The 19,697-nt window shown below is 33.0% G+C and carries 20 protein-coding genes; 13 read left to right on the top strand and 7 right to left on the bottom strand.

Features of this window, described 5'->3' with window-relative positions; all coding sequences use genetic code 11:
* Window positions 1-598: 598 nt before the first annotated feature.
* The 6 genes from LAB100_RS07690 (at window position 599) to LAB100_RS07715 (ending at window position 6,270) form a co-directional block, all read left to right on the top strand.
* Window positions 599-2,221, top strand: coding sequence for a helix-turn-helix domain-containing protein (locus LAB100_RS07690; RefSeq protein WP_246001309.1), 1,623 nt, complete (start codon window positions 599-601; stop codon window positions 2,219-2,221).
* 250 nt (window positions 2,222-2,471) lie between these two features.
* Window positions 2,472-3,668, top strand: a complete 1,197-nt coding sequence (locus LAB100_RS07695) for an MFS transporter (RefSeq protein ID WP_119326594.1) — start codon at window positions 2,472-2,474, stop codon at window positions 3,666-3,668.
* 13 nt (window positions 3,669-3,681) lie between these two features.
* Window positions 3,682-4,578, top strand: a complete 897-nt coding sequence (locus LAB100_RS07700; RefSeq protein ID WP_119326595.1) for an alpha/beta hydrolase — start codon at window positions 3,682-3,684, stop codon at window positions 4,576-4,578.
* A gap of 9 nt (window positions 4,579-4,587) precedes the next feature.
* Entirely contained in the window at window positions 4,588-5,064 is a 477-nt protein-coding gene (locus LAB100_RS07705; protein ID WP_119326596.1) for a hypothetical protein, read from the top strand.
* Between the two features lies 1 nt (window position 5,065).
* Window positions 5,066-5,908 (top strand): sulfite exporter TauE/SafE family protein, encoded by an 843-nt coding sequence (locus tag LAB100_RS07710; protein WP_119326597.1) that lies wholly within the window; start codon window positions 5,066-5,068, stop codon window positions 5,906-5,908.
* Window positions 5,908-6,270, top strand: coding sequence for a DUF1634 domain-containing protein (locus LAB100_RS07715; protein WP_119326598.1), 363 nt, complete (start codon window positions 5,908-5,910; stop codon window positions 6,268-6,270). The genes LAB100_RS07710 and LAB100_RS07715 overlap by 1 nt, the downstream gene beginning before the upstream one ends.
* Before the next feature lie 41 nt (window positions 6,271-6,311).
* On the opposite strand, the gene LAB100_RS07720 is transcribed toward LAB100_RS07715, so the two are convergent.
* Window positions 6,312-8,588 carry an L-type lectin family protein gene (locus tag LAB100_RS07720; protein WP_119326599.1) on the bottom strand — a complete coding sequence of 759 codons (2,277 nt, stop codon included), beginning with the start codon at window positions 8,586-8,588 and terminating at the stop codon, window positions 6,312-6,314.
* Between the two features lie 239 nt (window positions 8,589-8,827).
* On the opposite strand from LAB100_RS07720, the gene LAB100_RS07725 reads away from it, so the two are divergent.
* The gene (locus LAB100_RS07725; RefSeq protein ID WP_119326600.1) at window positions 8,828-9,280 is read left to right on the top strand and encodes a MarR family winged helix-turn-helix transcriptional regulator; all 453 of its coding nucleotides are present in this window, start codon (window positions 8,828-8,830) and stop codon (window positions 9,278-9,280) included.
* A gap of 43 nt (window positions 9,281-9,323) precedes the next feature.
* On the opposite strand, the gene nrdF is transcribed toward LAB100_RS07725, so the two are convergent.
* Genes nrdF through nrdH form a run of 4 tightly spaced genes read right to left on the bottom strand, consistent with a single transcriptional unit; the run spans window position 9,324 to window position 13,127 of the window.
* Complete coding sequence (gene nrdF / locus LAB100_RS07730) at window positions 9,324-10,349, bottom strand: class 1b ribonucleoside-diphosphate reductase subunit beta (protein ID WP_119326601.1); 1,026 nt, start codon at window positions 10,347-10,349, stop codon at window positions 9,324-9,326.
* Window positions 10,350-10,364: 15 nt separating this feature from the next.
* Window positions 10,365-12,542: a class 1b ribonucleoside-diphosphate reductase subunit alpha gene (nrdE, locus tag LAB100_RS07735; protein WP_162894220.1), complete on the bottom strand. Its 2,178-nt coding sequence runs from the start codon at window positions 12,540-12,542 to the stop codon at window positions 10,365-10,367.
* Complete coding sequence (nrdI, locus tag LAB100_RS07740) at window positions 12,523-12,894, bottom strand: class Ib ribonucleoside-diphosphate reductase assembly flavoprotein NrdI (RefSeq protein WP_119326602.1); 372 nt, start codon at window positions 12,892-12,894, stop codon at window positions 12,523-12,525. The genes nrdE and nrdI overlap by 20 nt, the downstream gene beginning before the upstream one ends.
* A 2-nt stretch (window positions 12,895-12,896) precedes the next feature.
* Complete coding sequence (gene nrdH / locus LAB100_RS07745) at window positions 12,897-13,127, bottom strand: glutaredoxin-like protein NrdH (RefSeq protein ID WP_119326603.1); 231 nt, start codon at window positions 13,125-13,127, stop codon at window positions 12,897-12,899.
* A gap of 270 nt (window positions 13,128-13,397) precedes the next feature.
* Between nrdH and LAB100_RS07750 the strand changes: the two genes are divergently transcribed.
* Complete coding sequence (locus tag LAB100_RS07750) at window positions 13,398-14,024, top strand: LVIS_2131 family protein (RefSeq protein ID WP_119326604.1); 627 nt, start codon at window positions 13,398-13,400, stop codon at window positions 14,022-14,024.
* A gap of 97 nt (window positions 14,025-14,121) precedes the next feature.
* Here the strand turns inward: LAB100_RS07750 and LAB100_RS07755 are convergent, their stop codons facing one another.
* Entirely contained in the window at window positions 14,122-14,331 is a 210-nt protein-coding gene (locus tag LAB100_RS07755) for a DUF2187 domain-containing protein (protein ID WP_119326605.1), read from the bottom strand.
* A gap of 84 nt (window positions 14,332-14,415) precedes the next feature.
* On the opposite strand from LAB100_RS07755, the gene LAB100_RS07760 reads away from it, so the two are divergent.
* From LAB100_RS07760 to LAB100_RS07780, 5 genes are all read left to right on the top strand, one after another.
* On the top strand, window positions 14,416-14,973 hold the full coding sequence (locus LAB100_RS07760) for a guanylate kinase (RefSeq protein WP_119326606.1): 558 nt from the start codon (window positions 14,416-14,418) through the stop codon (window positions 14,971-14,973).
* A gap of 210 nt (window positions 14,974-15,183) precedes the next feature.
* On the top strand, window positions 15,184-15,897 hold the full coding sequence (locus LAB100_RS07765) for a C40 family peptidase (protein ID WP_119326607.1): 714 nt from the start codon (window positions 15,184-15,186) through the stop codon (window positions 15,895-15,897).
* Window positions 15,898-16,551: 654 nt separating this feature from the next.
* Window positions 16,552-17,379: a MurR/RpiR family transcriptional regulator gene (locus LAB100_RS07770; protein ID WP_119326608.1), complete on the top strand. Its 828-nt coding sequence runs from the start codon at window positions 16,552-16,554 to the stop codon at window positions 17,377-17,379.
* Between the two features lie 96 nt (window positions 17,380-17,475).
* Window positions 17,476-18,135: a ribose 5-phosphate isomerase A gene (gene rpiA / locus LAB100_RS07775; RefSeq protein WP_119326609.1), complete on the top strand. Its 660-nt coding sequence runs from the start codon at window positions 17,476-17,478 to the stop codon at window positions 18,133-18,135.
* Window positions 18,136-18,137: 2 nt separating this feature from the next.
* Window positions 18,138-19,118: a Gfo/Idh/MocA family protein gene (locus LAB100_RS07780; protein WP_119326610.1), complete on the top strand. Its 981-nt coding sequence runs from the start codon at window positions 18,138-18,140 to the stop codon at window positions 19,116-19,118.
* Window positions 19,119-19,149: 31 nt separating this feature from the next.
* Here LAB100_RS07780 and LAB100_RS07785 read toward each other — a convergent pair whose 3' ends face one another.
* The gene (locus LAB100_RS07785) at window positions 19,150-19,647 is read right to left on the bottom strand and encodes a hypothetical protein (protein WP_119326611.1); all 498 of its coding nucleotides are present in this window, start codon (window positions 19,645-19,647) and stop codon (window positions 19,150-19,152) included.
* Window positions 19,648-19,697: the final 50 nt, after the last annotated feature.

Here is a 19,697-nt window from a genome sequence, read left to right on the forward strand (position 1 = left end):
GAACACAGAAGTTAAGCTTCTCCGCGCCGAAAGTAGTTGGTGGGAAACTACCCGCGAGGATAGGGAGCTGCCACGCTAATGATAAGGGATCAACCAAATGGTTGATCCCTTTTTTTGTGTATTTTTTATTTTCATATTTTTAAAGTAATAACTAAATTATTAATGAAAACTATGAAAGCTAAATTTATTTGATAAATCCAATTAGATTTTAGGATAATTTAAATAGTTGACCAATAGACAATTAATGATAAATTTAATTTAAAAGCAAAGTCGAACTTGTAGCTATCGCAAACAAGTTCGACTTAAATAATAGAAATAATTCGTAACAATTTTGCACATTAATTTTTCCTATTTTATAAAATTTGTTTTTTTCTGAATTAAGGACAGCCAAGGTACTATACTTATTAAAAATAAGGCGTAAAATAAAATATTGGTATAGATAATAATATATGTTCATATTATTTAAAATATTTTGTCTATTTATTTAAGTAAAGAGATATGGTAGTTTACTATATATAAATTTATTTACAATAAAATCAAGGTTTGAATATAAAATTGAATGTATTCTATTATAATAGAACTAATTGAATCTACGGGGGTGGAGTTCTTGGATAGCTTTACTGACTTGTTTCTATCAAAATCAGAGATAGAAAAAATACAACTATTTAACAAGATAAAATTAATCAGAACTAATCAATTGGCCAGTGCTAATCTTATTGAGACTTATCGTAATCGTGATATCAAAGTAAAAGATATCAATTTACGTAAGGCTGCTTATCAAATGAATAAGAGTTATGGCAGTGTTTATAATACATTTTTAGGAATTCAAGAGGATTTTAAGAAAATTCTTAAAAAGGATAAATACAATACTGAAGAAATGTTTGGTGTGACTAGAGATGCTTATCATGCTTATTTAACGACTAATTCAGATGGATATTTGTTCTTAGACGCTATTGTTAAGGATAAGGAGAGTTCTTTCAAACATTTCTATGAGACATTGGAAAGTAGCAAAGCAACTGTCCTACGTCATTTAAAGCCAATGAGAGGCTATCTAAAACGGTTTGGTGTCAGAATCGCCTATGAGCCAATGCGCTTTGTTGGAGATGAGGAATCGATTCGTTTGGCCATTGCAGCATTATATTGGAACGCTACACGGGGATACGTTTGGCCTTTTGAAGACTTCACGCAAAAAGTAGCCTTCAAAGTTGTTGATATTGCTTTGGATAAATATCGTCTCAAACCAACAAATCATATAACAAAAATGTTCTATGCATATGTCGTTATGGCTCATTTGTATCGAATCATTGAGGGCAATCACGTTCAAAACATGGACGCTTTAAATGTGATCAATTATCCGTTCCCTAATATTTTTGAAAGTGCCGGTTCAATGCTTGAGGGTGATACTGGTAGTGAAAAAGTTAGAGAATTAAAGCGTGCTATTAAAGAAGATGTCAGTTATGAGGAGCAAATGTTCCAGTCAGCTGATTTTTATATTTTGTTAATGTGTGTTCCTGCTACATTTGAAGTTTCAGATGAATATCTTCAATCTGTTTCTAAGCAATTGGTTAGATACAATCCATTGTTTGCTAACTTTATTGATGATTTCTTGGAACTTATTCCAATTGATGTGGAACAAACTGTTTCTGATATGGCTATGTCCCATAAGGAATTTTTGAGATATAAGTATAATTTAACAACATGTATTATTGGTGTTTTAGCTCTAGATCATAATTATATTGAAATTTTGAATTTGTATTCAGGTTTCGGTGATGCTATCAGTAAATTAAATGATGAAGGTCTTGAGAGTAAAATTTATTCAACTGTTCAACATTTAATGTTACGTGACAAGTATCAATCATTAACTGGAAAATCTAAGCAAATCTCAGAAGCCATTTATGCAATTGCATATCGTTTCTTCTCACTTTATAACAAGAATATTCAAGTTAAGGTTTATTTGGAATTAGAATCATTCTTCCTAGTTTATTCTGATTTAGCTGTAACTCTACAATCGTTGCCATACGCTAAAATTGTTAGTGATCCTAAAGAGGCTGATATTGTTGTTACTGCAAACAGTGCCAATCCACCAAAGGATGAGATGAAAAAAGATGTATGTATCTATCGTTGGATGTATAACGGTGTTGATGGACAAATGGGTGGCTTGTTGAATCTTATTTATAAGATATGGACGGAAGAAAAAGTTAGTGAAAATCCAAATCTTTAATGAAAATAGTTGCAACTATTTTCAGAATATATTATGATACAGGTTGTGCGATGAGTCGAGAGCCGTCGAATTTGGACGGCACTTATGATGGTAGGATATCGAGCACTACTCACCGGATTTGTGAGGGATATCTATAGAAACCTGATGTGAACAGGAATCTATTTGCTCATCTTGAGTACTACCGCTAAAACCATGGTGATTGAAACCATGGTTTTTTTATTGAAAAAAATATATAGAAGAGGTGAAAAAGATGCGCGCGCAAAGAATATGGTTAATTATTTTAAATGTTGCTTTTAACTTGGTCATGGGATTTATGTTGCCAGTTAATACTATTTTTATTCATAAGAACTTACACGAATCTCTAGTAACCGCCGGATTTGCGTTGATGGTCTATTCAGCGTTTATGATGGTGGGTAACGCTATAGGTGGTATTATGTTCGATCGCTTTTCAAGACGGGGAACGTTATATATTGGTTATGCAATATCAATTCTCTCGTTATTAGGTATGTCAGTACATCATGTTTGGCCTACATATGCGTTTATGCTAGTTATTTTAGGATTTGGAATGGGATTAGTGTATACGGCAATTAATGCTTATACGGCCTTCGTAGCTGAACAAATGACCGGAAATAGCCGAGTTGTATTTAATAATATGTATTTGGCTGCCAACTTAGGAATTGCAATTGGTTCAAATGCAGTTGGCTTTATTTTTGATTGGAGTATCTTTTTCACCTTCTTTATTCCAATGTTATTGTTTGTAGTCAGTGCAGTTATATTATTACTTAGAGCTAATGTTTTAGATCATGTTAAAGAAGAAGACGAGAGTCAGATCAAAGAAAGATCATATAATGCGGTTGAAGAAGAAGATCCTAAAGTTGCAATTGGAGCACGTCGTTTTAATATAAATGTCTTTATTATCTGTGCTTCTATTTTGATCGTTTGGTTAGGATACTCACAATGGGACAGTAATCTTTCAGCATATATGCTAGATCAAGGTTATACAACACGTGAATATGGTTTTGTCTTTACTATTAATGCCGCTTCATTGTTGATTATTCAACCAGTAATGAATCGTGTCGTTTCAAGAATATTTAAGTTGTTAAAGTATCAAATTTTCTTAGGAACAGTTATCATGGGAGCATCATTTTTATTGTTACCAGGAGCAAAAACATATTTGGCATTCATTATTAGTATGTTGATCCTAACAATTGGTGAATCAATGGTCTTCCCAACTATTCCAGCATTATTGAGTAAGATGTCGACAAATCGAAATCGTGGTACTTTCCAAAGTTTTTATAGTATTTTTGGTTCATTGGGACGTGCTATCGGACCTTATGCCGGAAGTCTGATTATCACAGCATTGTCATTCTCTACTTTGTTTGTAGGAATTACGATTTCAATGATTATAGTTGCCATAGCAATGATAGGTGTGAAAGAATTAGGATAAGTGAGGTAATATCATGATAATTATTCTGTTGGTATTGTTATTACTAGTCGTTCTAATTCTGAACGCCTTTTTTTTATATATTCAAAAAAGAGGTTCTAAGGCTTTGGGAGCGGAAGCACCTAAGGTTAAAATGGATGAAGGACTAGTTGAGAATACGACTAAATTTTTAGAAAAAGAAAAACAAGAATGGCAGATAAACTCTACATATAACAATAGTAAGTTGTACGGTTGGTTTACTGATAATAACGATGGTGTAACGGTAATTATGGTCCACGGCTTCGGTGTCGATCATAATTCACTTAATGTACATGCACAGCTTTTCGATAAATTAGGATGTAATGTCTTGCAAATAGATAATCAAGCGGCTGGTAAAAGCCAAGGTAAGTACTTAGGTTTCGGATATATTGAGAGTTTGGATCTATTGGATTGGATCAAGTACTTGTTATCGATCCGTCCTAACGATAAAATTATTCTGTTTGGTGCTTCAATGGGTGCAGCAACTGTTATGCTGACATCGAAGTATGATTTACCAAAGAATGTTAAACTGATTATTGAAGATTCTGGATATACTAGTGCGTACGATATTTTAAGTTATCATTGCCAGAAAAGATATCATATTAAGGGAAGACTTTTAATCAAAGGGATATCTTTGATGTCAAAAGTTAGAGCTGGTTTTTCATATAAGCAAACCGATTGTCGAAGAGCTTTAGAGAAGAATTCTTTACCAATTATGTTTATGCATGGTAAAAATGATTTTACAGTTCCGTTTGAAATGAGAGATGAGTTATCCACATGTGGAAAATCCCCAAGAAAGTCTTATGAAAGCCTTGGTGTTCACATTCGCAGCTACTATGTTGATTCTAAAAACTACCAAGAGGCTGTGGATAAGTTTTTGAAAATGTACCTTTAGGAGAAGAGTATGAAAATTAAAATTGCAGATTTTATTGAGAATGTTCAAGAAGGGAAATTTAATCAAACTAGTTTAGAAATTAGTAAAGATGATTTACTTCAAGAGGATCTTTGGTCTTTGAATAAGGCTAAGGAACAAATGGAGAAGGATGTTGCCGATAATAAACTTTCTCAAATTATGATTCATGTAGCGGATGCTGAGTTTGAAATTAACTTTTATTTAGAAACAGGAGTTATTAATTTACCGTTTGATGATGCCAAAAAAGTAACTCATTTCTTTGATGATGATGCTGAGGTTGAAACAAAAATTTATCTTTCAACAAATTGTGATTATTTGAATGCATCTAAATTTCATATTGATTTAATTTCAGAAAATGTTTTAAAAAATGATGAAATAAAACACACAATGGATATAATGAAAAGTAATTACGAAACTTCCGTGGAGAATTTCTCTAATAAAGAAGAAGTTGAGAAAGAGGATAAATAAAATGAATTCAATGCTGCTACTCCTAGTGATGGGTGTGGGAGCTGGTATTCTTGGTGCAATTTTGGGGATCGGTGGCGGAATGATTATCACTCCGGTATTGACCATTATGATGGGATTAGATATTAAGTATGCGATTGGTGCTAGTATCATTTCTGTTATTGCAACGAGTTCTGGCTCAACTATTGCTTATTTAAAAGATGATATGTTAAATCTTCGAGTTGCGATGTTTTTGGAAATTGCTACTACAGTTGGTGCAATTATGGGTGCCTTACTAGTAGGAGTATTTTCTAGTAATTTCTTATATGTCTTATTTGGATTTTTCTTACTTTATTCAACTTACAATATGATTCGTAAGTTAATGGATAAAAAGGGCGAAAATGTTTATACGGGACATGATCCGATTGTTGATAAATTCAAACTTGCCAGTACTTATTATGATAAAGCTGAGCAGAAACAAATTGATTACTCAATGAAAAATGTTCCTGGTGGTTTTATCATGATGTGGGCTGCTGGTCTTGCAAGTGGTTTGTTAGGTATTGGTAGTGGTGCTTTTAAAGTTATCGCTATGGATACGATTATGAAGATGCCTTTAAAGCCATCCAGTGCTACTAGTAATTTGATGATGGGTGTAACAGCTGCCGCTAGTGCAACAGTTTATTTCTTTAATGGATCGATCCGTCCTGATATTGCTGCACCATTGGCAATTGGCGTCTTAGTTGGTGCTACAATTGGCGCTCGATTAATGCAAGTTTTGAAACCTAGAATTATTAGAATGATCTTTATTCCTATTATTCTTTATATGGGAGTTCAAATGGCTCTTAAAGGATTTGGGGTGAATATCTAATGAATAATACACATGAAGAAACACGACAAGTTGAATTAGTAATTGGAAAAATTTTACGAATCGGTGTTATCACTTCAGCAATTGTTATTTTAATAGGTATGGCTTTGTACTTTATGAGTGGTAGTGGCTATGCTCCAGGAGCTTATCCACGTAGATTCATGGCAATATTTTCAGGTGTAGCTGCTGGTAAATCGTATGCTGTTATTATGTTGGGTGTATTTTTATTAATTTTGACGCCTGTTTTACGAGTAGTTGTTTCAATTTATGCCTTCTATAAAGAACATGATAATTTGTATGTTGTTATTACAACGATTGTTTTAATTATTTTGATGTTTGCTATGTTTATGGGATATCGTAGTTAATATACAGTAAAAAAAGAGTGTGAGGTTTTTTTCCTCACACTCTATTTATTTGGAACAGAATCTTGTAAAGTCCAATTAATAAGACCACTATAGGTGCCAGCTTTATTGTGTGCTTCGGAAAGTAATAAAATACCGTTTTGAGATTTCCATTCTTCAGTTATATTTTTACTTTCAATACCATCAGTATCTTTATAATGTTGAGCAATCGAGGCTCCCTTATTAAGTAGAGTTATCTTGCCAGATTGATCTTTAAAAATCATATTTCCATTGAATTTTGTTTTGTCAGTGTTGTTAATAAGGTCGGCGGATTGAGCTTGAACTTGCCAATTGTTGCCTTTTTTGCGGCTATCAAGAATATTAACTTCCCAAGTATCAAATCTGGGGATGATTTGATTAGGAAAGGTAAGATTAGTATTTTTAAATTGCATTTTTTTAGTTATGTTACCGAATTGAAGAGTACCAGAATCGTCTATATTAATCTGTCTAGTAATCTTATTGGTAGTATTGCCTAAGTTATCTTTGACATAGAAGGTTATCATATTAATCTTTGAATGTGATAATTGGTCGCCGGTTAAGTGAAGCTTAAATCCAGTAGCTGGATTATCGTCATTTAACCTAAAAGGAGATAAGCTTTTATTATTTAAAGTTGGATAAACTGTCATATTAGAGCTAATTAAAGATGTTCCGTCATGATATTCTAGTTCTCCAGGAATATCTACATCCTCATTTGGCTGTACATTTTTAACTTCTGGAAAATCACTCTTTAGGGTTAATAAACGAGATTTTATGAAAAATTGGTTTGTGTTAGTATCGGTAATTAAATTGTCACCATCGAAAGAGGCATATGCAGCAGGTACTTTTAATTGCGTGGTAGCGATTGTTTCGGTATGTCCACGTAATTCAATTACTGCTTTTGGACTTTCGTGACTTAATGGATCTGGTAATTGTGTTTGAACTATACGGGGATCATTAACAAGCAAATCAGAAATATTATAAGTTTTACCCGTTGATTCATATTTAATAGAGCCAGTGGTGAAGTGAATGTTGTTTGGAACATTAATAGTAGCATTGATTTTATTCCAAGTTTTAGTCCAACCTTTATAATTTAAGGTATAGAAATAGCTTATATCATCATTAGGATCAACATTGGTATCATTGGCTGCGATGTCACGATTTTGAGTATTATCGTGAATTCTGGGGATTGCTTCTGCATCAACAAAGGAGGGAATTGATTCAAAAACCATTAAATTATTTTCATAGTATTTACCAGTGGAGCCAGTAAATCCCCAGTATAATTTACTATCTGATTTGAGATTGAAATTGCTAGTATCTAAATCGAAACTAGTACTTTGTACACCGTCAGTATTGGGAGTGCCGTCAATATTTTTGTCATTATAACTGTAAGTCATTGTTCCCCCTGTAGGAATCTGTTGACTGTTTGCACTAGTATTTGGAGACCATTTGATGGTAACATGATGCCACTTACTGTCTACTAAGTTTTTAATACCAATAAAATTATCATGGTGCATAGTGTAGTAATAAATTGGAGGATTGGTATTACTGGCCTTTTGTCTTATATAGGTTTTGGATGAAGCAGGAAATCCGGTAGCAATATGTTGAGAATAAGTTCCAGGATTAGTAGCATCAAAGGAAACACCCTCTCCAGAAATTTCATTGGCGCCAGTTAGTAGATTTTTGTAAGTATCGAACTCCATGGCCCAGCTGTTCTGAATAGCGGTTTTAGAGATATTTGAGGGTTCGGAATTTGTTTTATCCCAATCAGCGCCCCAAACGCCTAATGATTGTCCGTTTACGGGTATTCCGGTTGATGAAAGAGCAATAGAGTTTTCGCCCCTTTTATCGTTTTGTAAGACGAAGGCCATACCGTCACCGGGAGCTTCTCCTCCGGTATTACCAAAGTATATCCACATTGAAGCCACTTGTTCGTGACTTAAATCAAAATAATTGTCTTTTTCAAATTTGCTCCAAACAGCACCAACTTGGTAAGTGCCATTGGTTAAGCTAATGACACTGGTATTTTTAGTTGCTGGATTTGTTGAATGAACAATAGTGGCATTATTGTTATAACTGTATTTTTTTCCCGTTGGACTAGAAAGCGGAGCATTGTCTGGTTTGGGAGGAAATTTAGCAATTACAAAATTTCCATCGTCCCAATCGAGCCCCTTAGGGGTAGTAGAAAGGGCATGATCATAATCAGAATCTCCAAAGACTGTGGTAGAAAAGGTACCTAGAAATAATATTAAGGTACACAAAAAAATACCAAAGATTAAAAAATCTTTTTGATGAAAATTATTCATAAAAGTCCCTCACAATTTTATATATCCTTAATCATTACAAATTGTATCAATATATCATGTTCTAACTCAATTAATTTAAGTATTTTTATTATTATTTGAGTTTAAAATTTATAAATATTTGATTATAAATATTTATATTATATTTGGGACTTTTAAATTAAGTTGTGCGAAATAGAATAGTTTACAATTTCATTGATTAGGAATAAAATTAATCAATAAAAGGATAAGGAGGGATAAGTATGGCAGAAAAAGTTGAAATAGATATGACTAAGCCGATCCCCTTGAATGATCATTTGTGTTTTTCTCTTTATGCAACTTCACGTGCGATTCAAAAGTTATATCACGATGGGTTAAGTAAAAATCATTTAACCTATCCACAGTATTTAGTATTAGTTTCCTTATATGAAAATAAAGAGGTTACTGTCAAAAGATTGGGTGAGTTATTATCACTTGATTCAGGTACTTTAACTCCTTTGTTAAAAAGAATGGAAAATGAAGGACTGGTTGTTCGTCAACGAAGTAAAAGTGACGAACGTGTTGTTAATATTCATTTGACTGAAATTGGAGAGAATAAAAGAAAAGATGTAAATGAGTTACCAGAAATATTAGTGGCTAAGAGTGGATTCAATAAAGAAGAATGGGATTCATTGGAAAATCTTTCTAAAAAATTATTTCAAAATATAACAAAATAAAAAATAAGGATTCACCTCTTGGTGAATCCTTATTTTTTATAAATTATTTTAATTTTTTAACTTTATCAAATAATGAATTGCTGTCAGGGGTTTTATTGTCGCCAGTACGTCCGATATCGTAATCAGAATCTTTCATGGCCTCAACTTTACCCATTAAATAACCATTACCAACTTGTGAAAAGAAGTCGTGATTACTTGTACCAGTTGAGATACCGTTCATAACGATAGGGTTAACATCTTCAGCATTTCCATCAGGGAAAAGTGGCTCTTGTCCAAGATTCATCAAGGCTTTATTAGCGTTATAACGAAGAAAGACGAGAACTTCATCGACCCAACCAACTTCTTTGTATAATTCTTTAGTATATTTCTCTTCATTATCATAAAGAGTATAGAGTAAATCATACATCCAATCTTTTAATTCGGATTGTTTCTCGGCACTCAATTCATTGAAACCTAGTTGAAATTTATAACCAATGTAAGTTCCGTGAACTGATTCGTCACGAATGATCAATTTAATAATTTCGGCAACATTAGCCAGTTTGTTATTACCTAAATAGTAAAGAGGTGTGTAGAATCCAGAATAGAAAAGGAAACTTTCTAGGAAGACACTAGCAACTTTTTTTTGAAGTGGATCACCATTTTGATAAATATCATTAATGAATTTAGCTTTCTTTTGAAGATATTCGTTATGATCTGTCCAATCAAAGATTTCTTCAATTTCTTCAGCAGTATTCAAAGTACTAAAAATAGAAGAATAACTTTTGGCGTGAACTGACTCCATGAATTCAATATTATTGAAAACGGCTGTTTCAGCTTGAGTACGAGTATCTTTCAACATGGCTTGGATTCCATCTTGAGATTGAAGGGTATCCAAGAGTGTTAAACCACCAAAAACGTGTCCAACAACAGTTTGTTCAGCAGGACTAAGGGTACGCCAGTCGTCTAGATCGTTGGAAAGTGGAATACGTGTATCCAACCAAAATTGTGAAGTTAACTTTTCCCAAGTTTCCTTATCAATTTGGTCTTCTAGTTTATTCCAGTTCATTGATTTGTAGTATGTATCAACCATTATAAAAATTTCCTCCTAGATAGAGCAGCTTTCGCATTCATTACTGCCAATTTCGTCATTGTTCTCTGTAAATGTTCTGACATAGTAAAGAGATTTGATACCTTTGTAATAAGCGTAATTACGTAAAATACTTAAATCACGAGTTGTCTGTTTAGTGTCGTTTGCGTCTTTCCAGTCGTAAAGGCCAGCAGGTATTTCAGAACGCATGAATAAAGTTAAACTCATACCTTGATCAATATGTTCTTGAGCTGAAGCATAAGTATCAATTACTTTACGCATATCAGTATCATAAGCGGACTTATAGTATTTGATTGTATCATTACTTAAGAAAGGTGCAGGGAAATATAATTTACCGTTTTTCTTTTCTTGGCGTTCCTCAACAAGACGAGTTACTGGCTGTAAACTAGCACTGGTATTGTTGATATAAGAGATTGAACCAGTAGGTGCTACGGCCATACGATAAGCGTTATAAAGGCCATCACGCATAACGTCTTGCTTCAATTTGTCCCAGTCACTAGGTTCAGGAATAAAGATATCTTTAAATAAATCCTTTACTTCGGCTAATTTAGGAGCAAAGTTAGTAGCGACATATTTGTCAAAGTAAGATCCGTCAGCATATTTTGACTTCTCAAAATTAGCAAAGGTTTCATGACGTTCCTTAGCAATATTATTACTTTCAACCAAAGTCCAGTAGTTAAGTAACATAAAGTAAACGTTAATAAATTCAATGGCTTCTGGTGAGCCATACTCAAGATGATGACATGCCAAGAAGGTATGAAGTCCCATAGCACCTAGACCGATAGAATGACTCATTTTGTTACCGTGAGCTACCGGAGGAACTGCAGAGATATTAGAAGCGTCACTGACAAAGGTCAATGCTCTTGTCATTGAACGAATTGATTTTCCAAAATCAGGACTTTGCATCATGTTTAGAATATTAGTTGATCCTAGATTACAGCTGACATCAGTTCCAAGTTTAGTATATTCTTGAGCATCGTTTAATTCTGAAGGAATTTGTACTTGTTGAATCTCGGTACAAAGATTACTCATAATAATTTTTCCGTCAATTGGATTGTCACGGTTAACCGTATCAATATTTAGAACATATGGATAGCCAGATTCTTGTTGTAGTTTACTGATTTCATCTTCAAGTTCACGAGCTTCGATTTTGTATTTCTTAATACGATCATCTTTAACCATGTTGTCGTATTCTTTAGTGATATCGACATATGAGAAAGGTATACCATAGACTTTTTCAACTGAATAAGGGCTAAATAAATACATATCTTCATTGTTACGAACTAGCTCATAGTATTTATCAGGAACGATAACACCTAATGATAGTGTTTTAACACGGATCTTTTCGTCAGCATTTTCTTTTTTAGCAGAAAGAAAATCAATAATATCTGGATGAAAAACATTCAAATAAACCGCACCAGCACCTTGTCTTTGACCAAGTTGATTACTGTAACTAAAACTATCTTCTAATAATTTCATAACTGGTAAAACACCAGAAGAAGAATTTTCGACACCTTTGATAGGTGAACCAGATTCACGAAGGTTAGAAAGAGTTATTCCGACCCCACCACCAATTCGGGAAAGCTGTAAAGCACTATTGATAGTTCGCCCGATACTATTCATATCGTCAGTTACTTGTAGTAAGAAACAAGAAACATATTCACCACGACGCTTACGTCCAGCATTTAAAAATGAAGGAGTTGCAGGTTGATAACGTTGAGCAATCATTTCAGTAGCTAAACTTTGAGCCAAATCTTGATCTCCGTTAGCGTATAAAAGGGCATTAAAAAGGATTCTCATTTCATAATTTTCAAGGTAAAGATCACCATCATTAGTTTTTAAGGCGTACTGATTGTAAAATTTATATGCAGCCATGAATGATTGAAATTGGAAATGTTGATCTAACAAATTTTGATAGAGTTTTTCAATAAAAGATAATGGATATTTATCAATAACATTTTTCTCAATAAAGTTCTCATCAATTAAGTAATTAAGATGGTCTTCAAAGGAATCAAATTTTTTAGTATTTGGTTCAACATTTTCTTTAAAAAAGGCTATAACGGCTTCTTTATCTTTGTTTAAAGGAATTTTGTCATCTACGGGGATGTTGATTTCGTTATTTAATTTAAAATAACTGAGTTTGGTTACATCTAGGTTATTTAATCCCAATTTCATTCACTACTTTCTTAAAGTTTTCGACATCTTTTTGTGTTCCATTAAATTCGAATTGGAATACGACCGGAACATTTAAACCAGCTGCAATGTCCTTAGCTGTGTGATTATAGAGTGTATTAAAATTACGATTACCACCACCGGCCACTCCTAGGCAGTTTTGTGCATTATCTTCGTACTGAAGAAAGTCAATTACAGGGTCCATCATATCGTCGTCATAAGATGGCACAATAAGAATAAATGGCCGACCCATTTTATAAAACGGATCGGCATCGGTTATTTCATATCCATCTATTCCCAGCTTATTAACAAATCGTTTTGTTTGACCAGTAATTGAATAATAAGCTAATTTCATGATTAGTCGACCAATTCTCTTAGACTATCTGGACGAAAACCGACGATTGGGTCCATGGCTGAATTCATTACAATGGGAACACTTTGGAAGCCTTGTTGTTTTAGAGAATCAAGATATTGTGGATCTTGATTGATATTTCTTTCTTCAAAGGGGACATTATGTTCCTTTAAGAATCTTTTAGTCATTCTGCATTGCATGCAGTTATTCTTGCTATATACGATTACGTTGTTCATAATATTACTTCCTCTCAGGTGCTGTTCTCAATTAGTATAATCATTTAAAATTTGAAACACAATATATTGTGCCTATCATAACGAATGATACACGATATAGCGTGGTTATACTGCCATTATAAAAATGCGACAAACGTATGTACCCACAGATTTTGTATCGTTTCGTGTTACAATTTCAATTATTTTTTCGATTCGTGGTAAAATTAGCGTAATGACTATTATAGAGTTATGAAGTGTTTAAGACAATTAATTTTTAGTTGGGAGAAAACAATGAGTTCTTGGAATTTTATAGGAATTATTGCATGGATTATTGTAATTGCACTATTAATCTTTGTTGTATTTAATATTAGAAATCGTCATTTAAAAATTCTCGTCGTAAAGAAGGGGAAGATTACTTGGACAACTATATTAACTGATTTGTTGGAAATTGTAGTTGTTATTTTGGCAGTCTGTGGTCTACTTTATACGAGTTTATTTACGAAGGTTGATTTAACGAATAAAAATGAAGTTGCTGTGAGTTATAAATATGATCCAATGATTGTCCAAACGACTAATGATGGACAAGGATATTACGTTAAAATTGATAAGAAAGAATCCAATTCAGCCACAGATGTATATCAATATTGGTTGAATAATTCTACTTATACTGTTTCCAGTCGTAATGCAACGATTTCTGATGCTACATTGCCATTTACAGTTTCTGGGGTTCACCTTGATTGGCCAATGAAAAAGATTAAAAAGTTAGATGCTAAATATCAGTATGCATATGTTATTACTGTTCAAGCTAAATATAAGAATAACTTGGTTAATGGTTTAGGTTTAAAGGCAAATCGTTATGCGATGGAATATCGCGTCTTGAGAGTACCAGCTCGATCGTTTATTGAAGTTGAAAAGTAAAAATAAGACTGACCTTTTGATGGTTAGTCTTATTTTTTTTGTATATAGTGTAATAAAAAAGACAAGCTCTCAAGATAGAGTGCTTGTCTGATATTATTTATTTAGCTTTTTTGATTTTCTTGATACTAACAACAATTTTGTTGTTCAATTCCATTTTGTTTGTGTTATCTTTAGGATCGTTTTTAACAATTTCCATTAAAGCTGAATGTTCATAGATCTTTTCAACTTTACCTTGGAATGGGTAATCCATATCTTCATCAACGGAGCAATCGTAAACAGTGCCAACCTTTAAGTCTTCTATTTTCATATGTAAAGTCTCCTCGGATTAATTACTTAACAGACTAGTATAATAATATAGTAGAAGAAATATTTCAAATATAGGAGTTCCATAATGGATAAAAAAATTATTGTTATCACTGGAGCAAGTGGAACCGGTAAAACGACAATTAGTAAATATCTGCAAGATACATATCATATACCGAGTGTTATAACTCATACTACTAGATTACCACGTACGGGTGAGAAAAACGGGGTAGACTATTATTTTGAAACAAAAGAATCATTCGTGAAGAATCATTATCTTGAAAAAGTCGAATATAGTGGCAATTGGTATGGTTCGTCAGAGGAAAGCCTTAACAGAACTTGGAAAAAGTATGACGTTGCTAGTATTGTCGTTGATACCAAAGGAGCAGTTTCTTATAAAGAGAAGTATGGAAAGCAGGCAGTAGTTATTTTTCTAGAGGTTGATTTAGATACTGTGACGCAAAGGTTAGCTGATCGTGGGGATGATAAAGCAAGATTAAAGGCAAGAATAAGTAGTGAGGAATTCCGTCGAGATCTACAAATTCCACCGGAATTAAGGGGAAAAAGCTATAAAATTATTAATAATGACATAGAAATGACTAAAGAAAACGTTATCAAAGTATTAAAAGACGAGAAAATCAAGTAAAAACTCTTTTCACAAAGAAGGCCTAACCATTGATACTACTGTGGTTAGGCCTTTATTATATTGTGAATTTCAAAGTGTAACATTCTTATACAATTATTGTAACAATTCTGCAATATTCAGAGAGTATTATAGTCATCGTTGAGTGATAAGAAATTAATAATTAATAAAAACTTAAAAAATAAAAACAAACCACTACGGGGGATTTCAATTTTGAATACTAACGTTAAAAAGAGTCTTATTTCATTTACAGCTGCTGCAGCATTAGCTGTTACAGGTTTAGGTCTATCAAATGCTACAAGTACTAAAGCTGCTGCACAAGTTATGTCAGATGCACCATCAGCTGTACGTACAAAGGTTATGTCAGCATTGTATTCAGCACCATCAACATCAGCTAAAACAACTGGTCGTGCATTAGCATCTAACAGTGATTGGGCTGTTGGTGAAGCCGTACAAGATGATCAAGGTAATATCTGGTACTTAGTAGGTAATAATGAATGGGTTAAAGGTAGCGATGTAACTGCACAAACAGCTGTTACAGAATCAGCTGCTTCAACAGACACAGCTTCAACTGCTGACAGTGTTATCAATACTGCTAAACAATATTTAGGTACACCATATGTATGGGGTGGTAAGACACCTTCAGGTTTTGACTGTTCAGGTTTCACATCATACGTATACCAACAAGCAACAGGTAAGAGTATCGGTGGTTACACAGTAGCTCAAGAAAGTGCCGGTACACAAGAAGCTGTTTCTCAAGCATCAGCCGGTGATTTATTATTCTGGGGTAGCAAAGGTTCAACTTACCATGTAGGTATCTACTTAGGTAACAACCAATACATCGCTGCACCACAACCAGGTGAATCAGTTAAGATTTCAACAATTTCAGGTTACTTCATGCCTTCATTCGCTGTTAAGGTTCTATAATACAAATTCAAAATTAAAATCATTCTTCGTTTAGACCACCATATTATGGTGGTCTTTTTTTGTGTAATGTTCGTCAAATGCAATAAACAAAGAGTCAGTAATATACTTCTCATATTACCGGTCGTTGATAACAATATAGAAATCATTAATAGTATAATTATCAAATCTTTAACAAGTATTTTTAACGTATTTTCTCCGCCGTATTTCTAATTTTGTTATACGTACTCAATTGCTTTTATAAAAAAAGCTTTTATTTATAAAAAAGTTCAAAATATCTTCACATATTGTTATAAATTTATTCGTATTTAAAAGCTATTATTTAAGCATAGTCAAAAGCAAAGAGGTGACCGGATGGTTCGATAAAGTTTCAAATAGAGACAACCCTTTAAAAAACAATTATTGAAAACAATGAATAGAATTAACCCCCTTAAAACATATATATAATATTTAAAAAATTTAATCCCCTATAACAAATAACTTCAAATATATCTCCCCCCTAAAAGATATGAAGTCAAATTAAGAACTATTCCCCGTAGTTCTACAAAAATGAAAGAAGTTGATATTTATGATACTTTTAAATATCATGGCAGCCTGCTTATTAGCAGGCTTTTTTGCTGTCATAAATTTGATAGAATATAGTTAGAGGTATTAATTATGCAAAATATAATCGATGTTATCTATAATAAATTGCCACATATGTCAGTCACAGATAAGAAAATCGCACAGGTCATTTTGGCTAAGCCCAAAGAAGTAATTGATTATACAATTTCTCAATTAGCAAATAATGCTGGAGTCAGTGATGCTTCTGTATCACGTTTTTGTAAAAATTTAAATATTGATGGTTTTCATCAACTGAAAACCCGATTGGCTCAGGTGTCTGATGACGATAATGTTTCGGTTACAATAGATGATGACATCCAAGCATCTCTCAAAAATATTGCTGAAAATAAAGATACTGAAATCAGTAATACTTTGAAAAATTTATCTACTGAGAAAGTCACAAAAGTATTAGTGGCAATTAAAAATGCTCGTTTAATTCAAATTGTCGCGGAAGGAAATACTTATCCTGTAGCAATAGATGCAGTTTATAAGTTTAATCAAATTGGATTATTAGCGATGAGTGATGCGGCATTTGAAACTTCAATAGCGCAAACTTTGAATATGACAGATAAGGATATTTTAATAATCATATCTAACTCAGGGGAATCTAGATCCTTAATAAAACAATTAGAAGTGGCTCAAAAACTTGGTATTAAGGTTATTGCAATAACCAATCGTGCTGACTCTCCAATTGCTCAGAAGGCTGATATACATTTGAAGACCTATGTTCGTGAACAAATTTTTCAATCAGAATATTACTTTTCAAGAATCGCAGCATCAACCATGATTGAAGCATTATTCTTATTGTTGATTGGTCAAAATAAAGAGACTTTAGATAAAATCACAAAACATGAAGAATTAATATCTGATCGTAAGATTTAATATCCTGCTTGACAGGGTATTTTTTTTATTTTATTATGAAAATGAATTTCAAGCATAAGGCATGTGTGAAAATTAATTTCTAAAGGGAGATTTAAAATGGAACAACTAATTGAAACAGCATCAAAAATGATTGAACCAAATATGACTGTTAGTTTTGGTGGTGGTAGAACTGTTAGCCGGTTGATTAAAACTATTGATACTTCAAAGATATCGGTGGCTAGTCCTTCAGAACAAACTCGAAATCTTTGTCAATCTTTAAATATACCGATTGTTCCCTTAGAACAAGTTAAGCAATTTGATTTAGCATTCGATGGCTGTGACAGTATAGATCATCAATTAAATGTTTTAAAAAGTAATGGGGGGATTCATACTTTTGAGCGTTTATATGCAAATTTATCAAAACGCTACATAATTATGGCTCCAGAAGCCCGATTTACTGAGAAATTGAACCCTGAAGTGCAATTAACTTTAGAAGTTTTGGACTTAGCGATGCCCCAAATTATTAGCGAGGTAGAAACATTAGGTGGAAAAGCAGAAATTAGACAATCTCAAAATATGGCTGGGATGGTACGGACACCAAATGGTAATGGATTAATTGATTGTCATTTTGGTAACTGGGATAATATCGACACAATAGATTCTAAATTATCACAAATGACTGGCGTATTAGGAACTTCTTATTTTAAAAATGTTGTAACAGACACGCTTTTGGCAACAAATGATGATGTAAAACATATTAGGAAAGAAGATTTGTAATTATGAAAAAATATAATTGGGGAATGATTGGAACTGGCTGGATCGCTCATGAAATGGCAGATGCACTAAATGTAGTTAACGGAGAAATATATGGAGTTTCAGACATGAATGCTGAAAAGATGGCTGAATTTTCTCAAGAAAAGAAAATTCAACATCAATTCAATAATCCTACAGATATGATCAATGACCCCAATATTGATGTTATCTATATAGCAACACCACATACATATCATTATCAATATATCAAAGAGGCCCTGAATGCAGGTAAACATGTTTTCTGTGAAAAGGCTATTACGGTTAACGCAAATCAATTTGATGAAGTTCAAACTTTAGCTAAGAAGAAAAACCTTATTTTAACGGAAGGATTTACACTATTACATATGCCTCTTTATAGTCAGGTTAAACAGTTGATATCTGAGGGTAAAATAGGTCAAGTTAAATTAGTACAAGTTAATTTTGGTAGTTTGAAAGACTATGATCCAAAGAATCGGTTCTTCAATAAAGAATTAGCTGGTGGAGCATTGTTAGATATTGGTGGATACGCAACAGCCTTTGCTAGAAGTTTCTTGGACAAGCAACCAACTAATATTTTAACAACGGTTAAATATTTTGAGACCGGAGTTGATGAACAGTCTGGAATTATTTTAAAAAATGATGATGAACAGATGGCAGTTATGGCTTTATCAATGCGTGCTAAGCAACCAAAACGTGGTGTAATATCCGGAACCAAGGGATATATCGAGATTAGCAATTATCCTCGAGCAACAGAAGCAGATATTACTTATACAGCTGATGCTCATACTCAAACAACGGATAAGATTGTTGTTGGTGATGATGATAAGGCACTTCAATATGAAGTTATAGATATGCAAAGATATATTGATAATGGTCATGATGACGGGCAATTAGAATTATCACACGATGTAGCTCATATTTTGAATGATGTTAGAAATGATTGGGGAATGAAATATCCGTTTGAATAAAAAAAACTACGACAAATTTGTCGTAGTTTTTTTAATAGTGAATATTTTGTACCCATTCATTTGGTCCAACTTTACAATAGGATATTCCTCGCGGTAATTGAACTCTTTCATTACTTGCCCATGTACCAGCTGATAGCCGACGTCCTGTATAGGAAAATTCATAGGTTTTATAATTTAATTTCCAGATATTATGTCCAGTTGAGATAGTAATAGGACGATCAACATTTCGGTTTACTAAAGCAACATCATCAGTACTAACCCATTCATTAGTTGCTACACGATAATAGTGATCATTTCCAGAATTTTTACCGATTTTATCAGTAAACCAGTCCGTTTTAGCTTTAAGATTACGTCTATTTATTCGGTTAAAATTATAAGTAAAATCATCATTTTGTTCACTTCTAGAGACGACTGGAGTTTTCTTAAAGGTGTGCACAAAACTAACAGCTTTAACTTCAGTTATATTTTGAAAACTGAATAATACTATTGATGATAAGCAAAAGATAATCATTGAATTGCGTTTTTTCATTTCAATATCCCTCGATTTGAATTAAGGAATAATTTTATCACTAAATAATA

The organism is Companilactobacillus musae (assembly GCF_003967595.1).
Lineage (GTDB): Bacteria > Bacillota > Bacilli > Lactobacillales > Lactobacillaceae > Companilactobacillus > Companilactobacillus musae.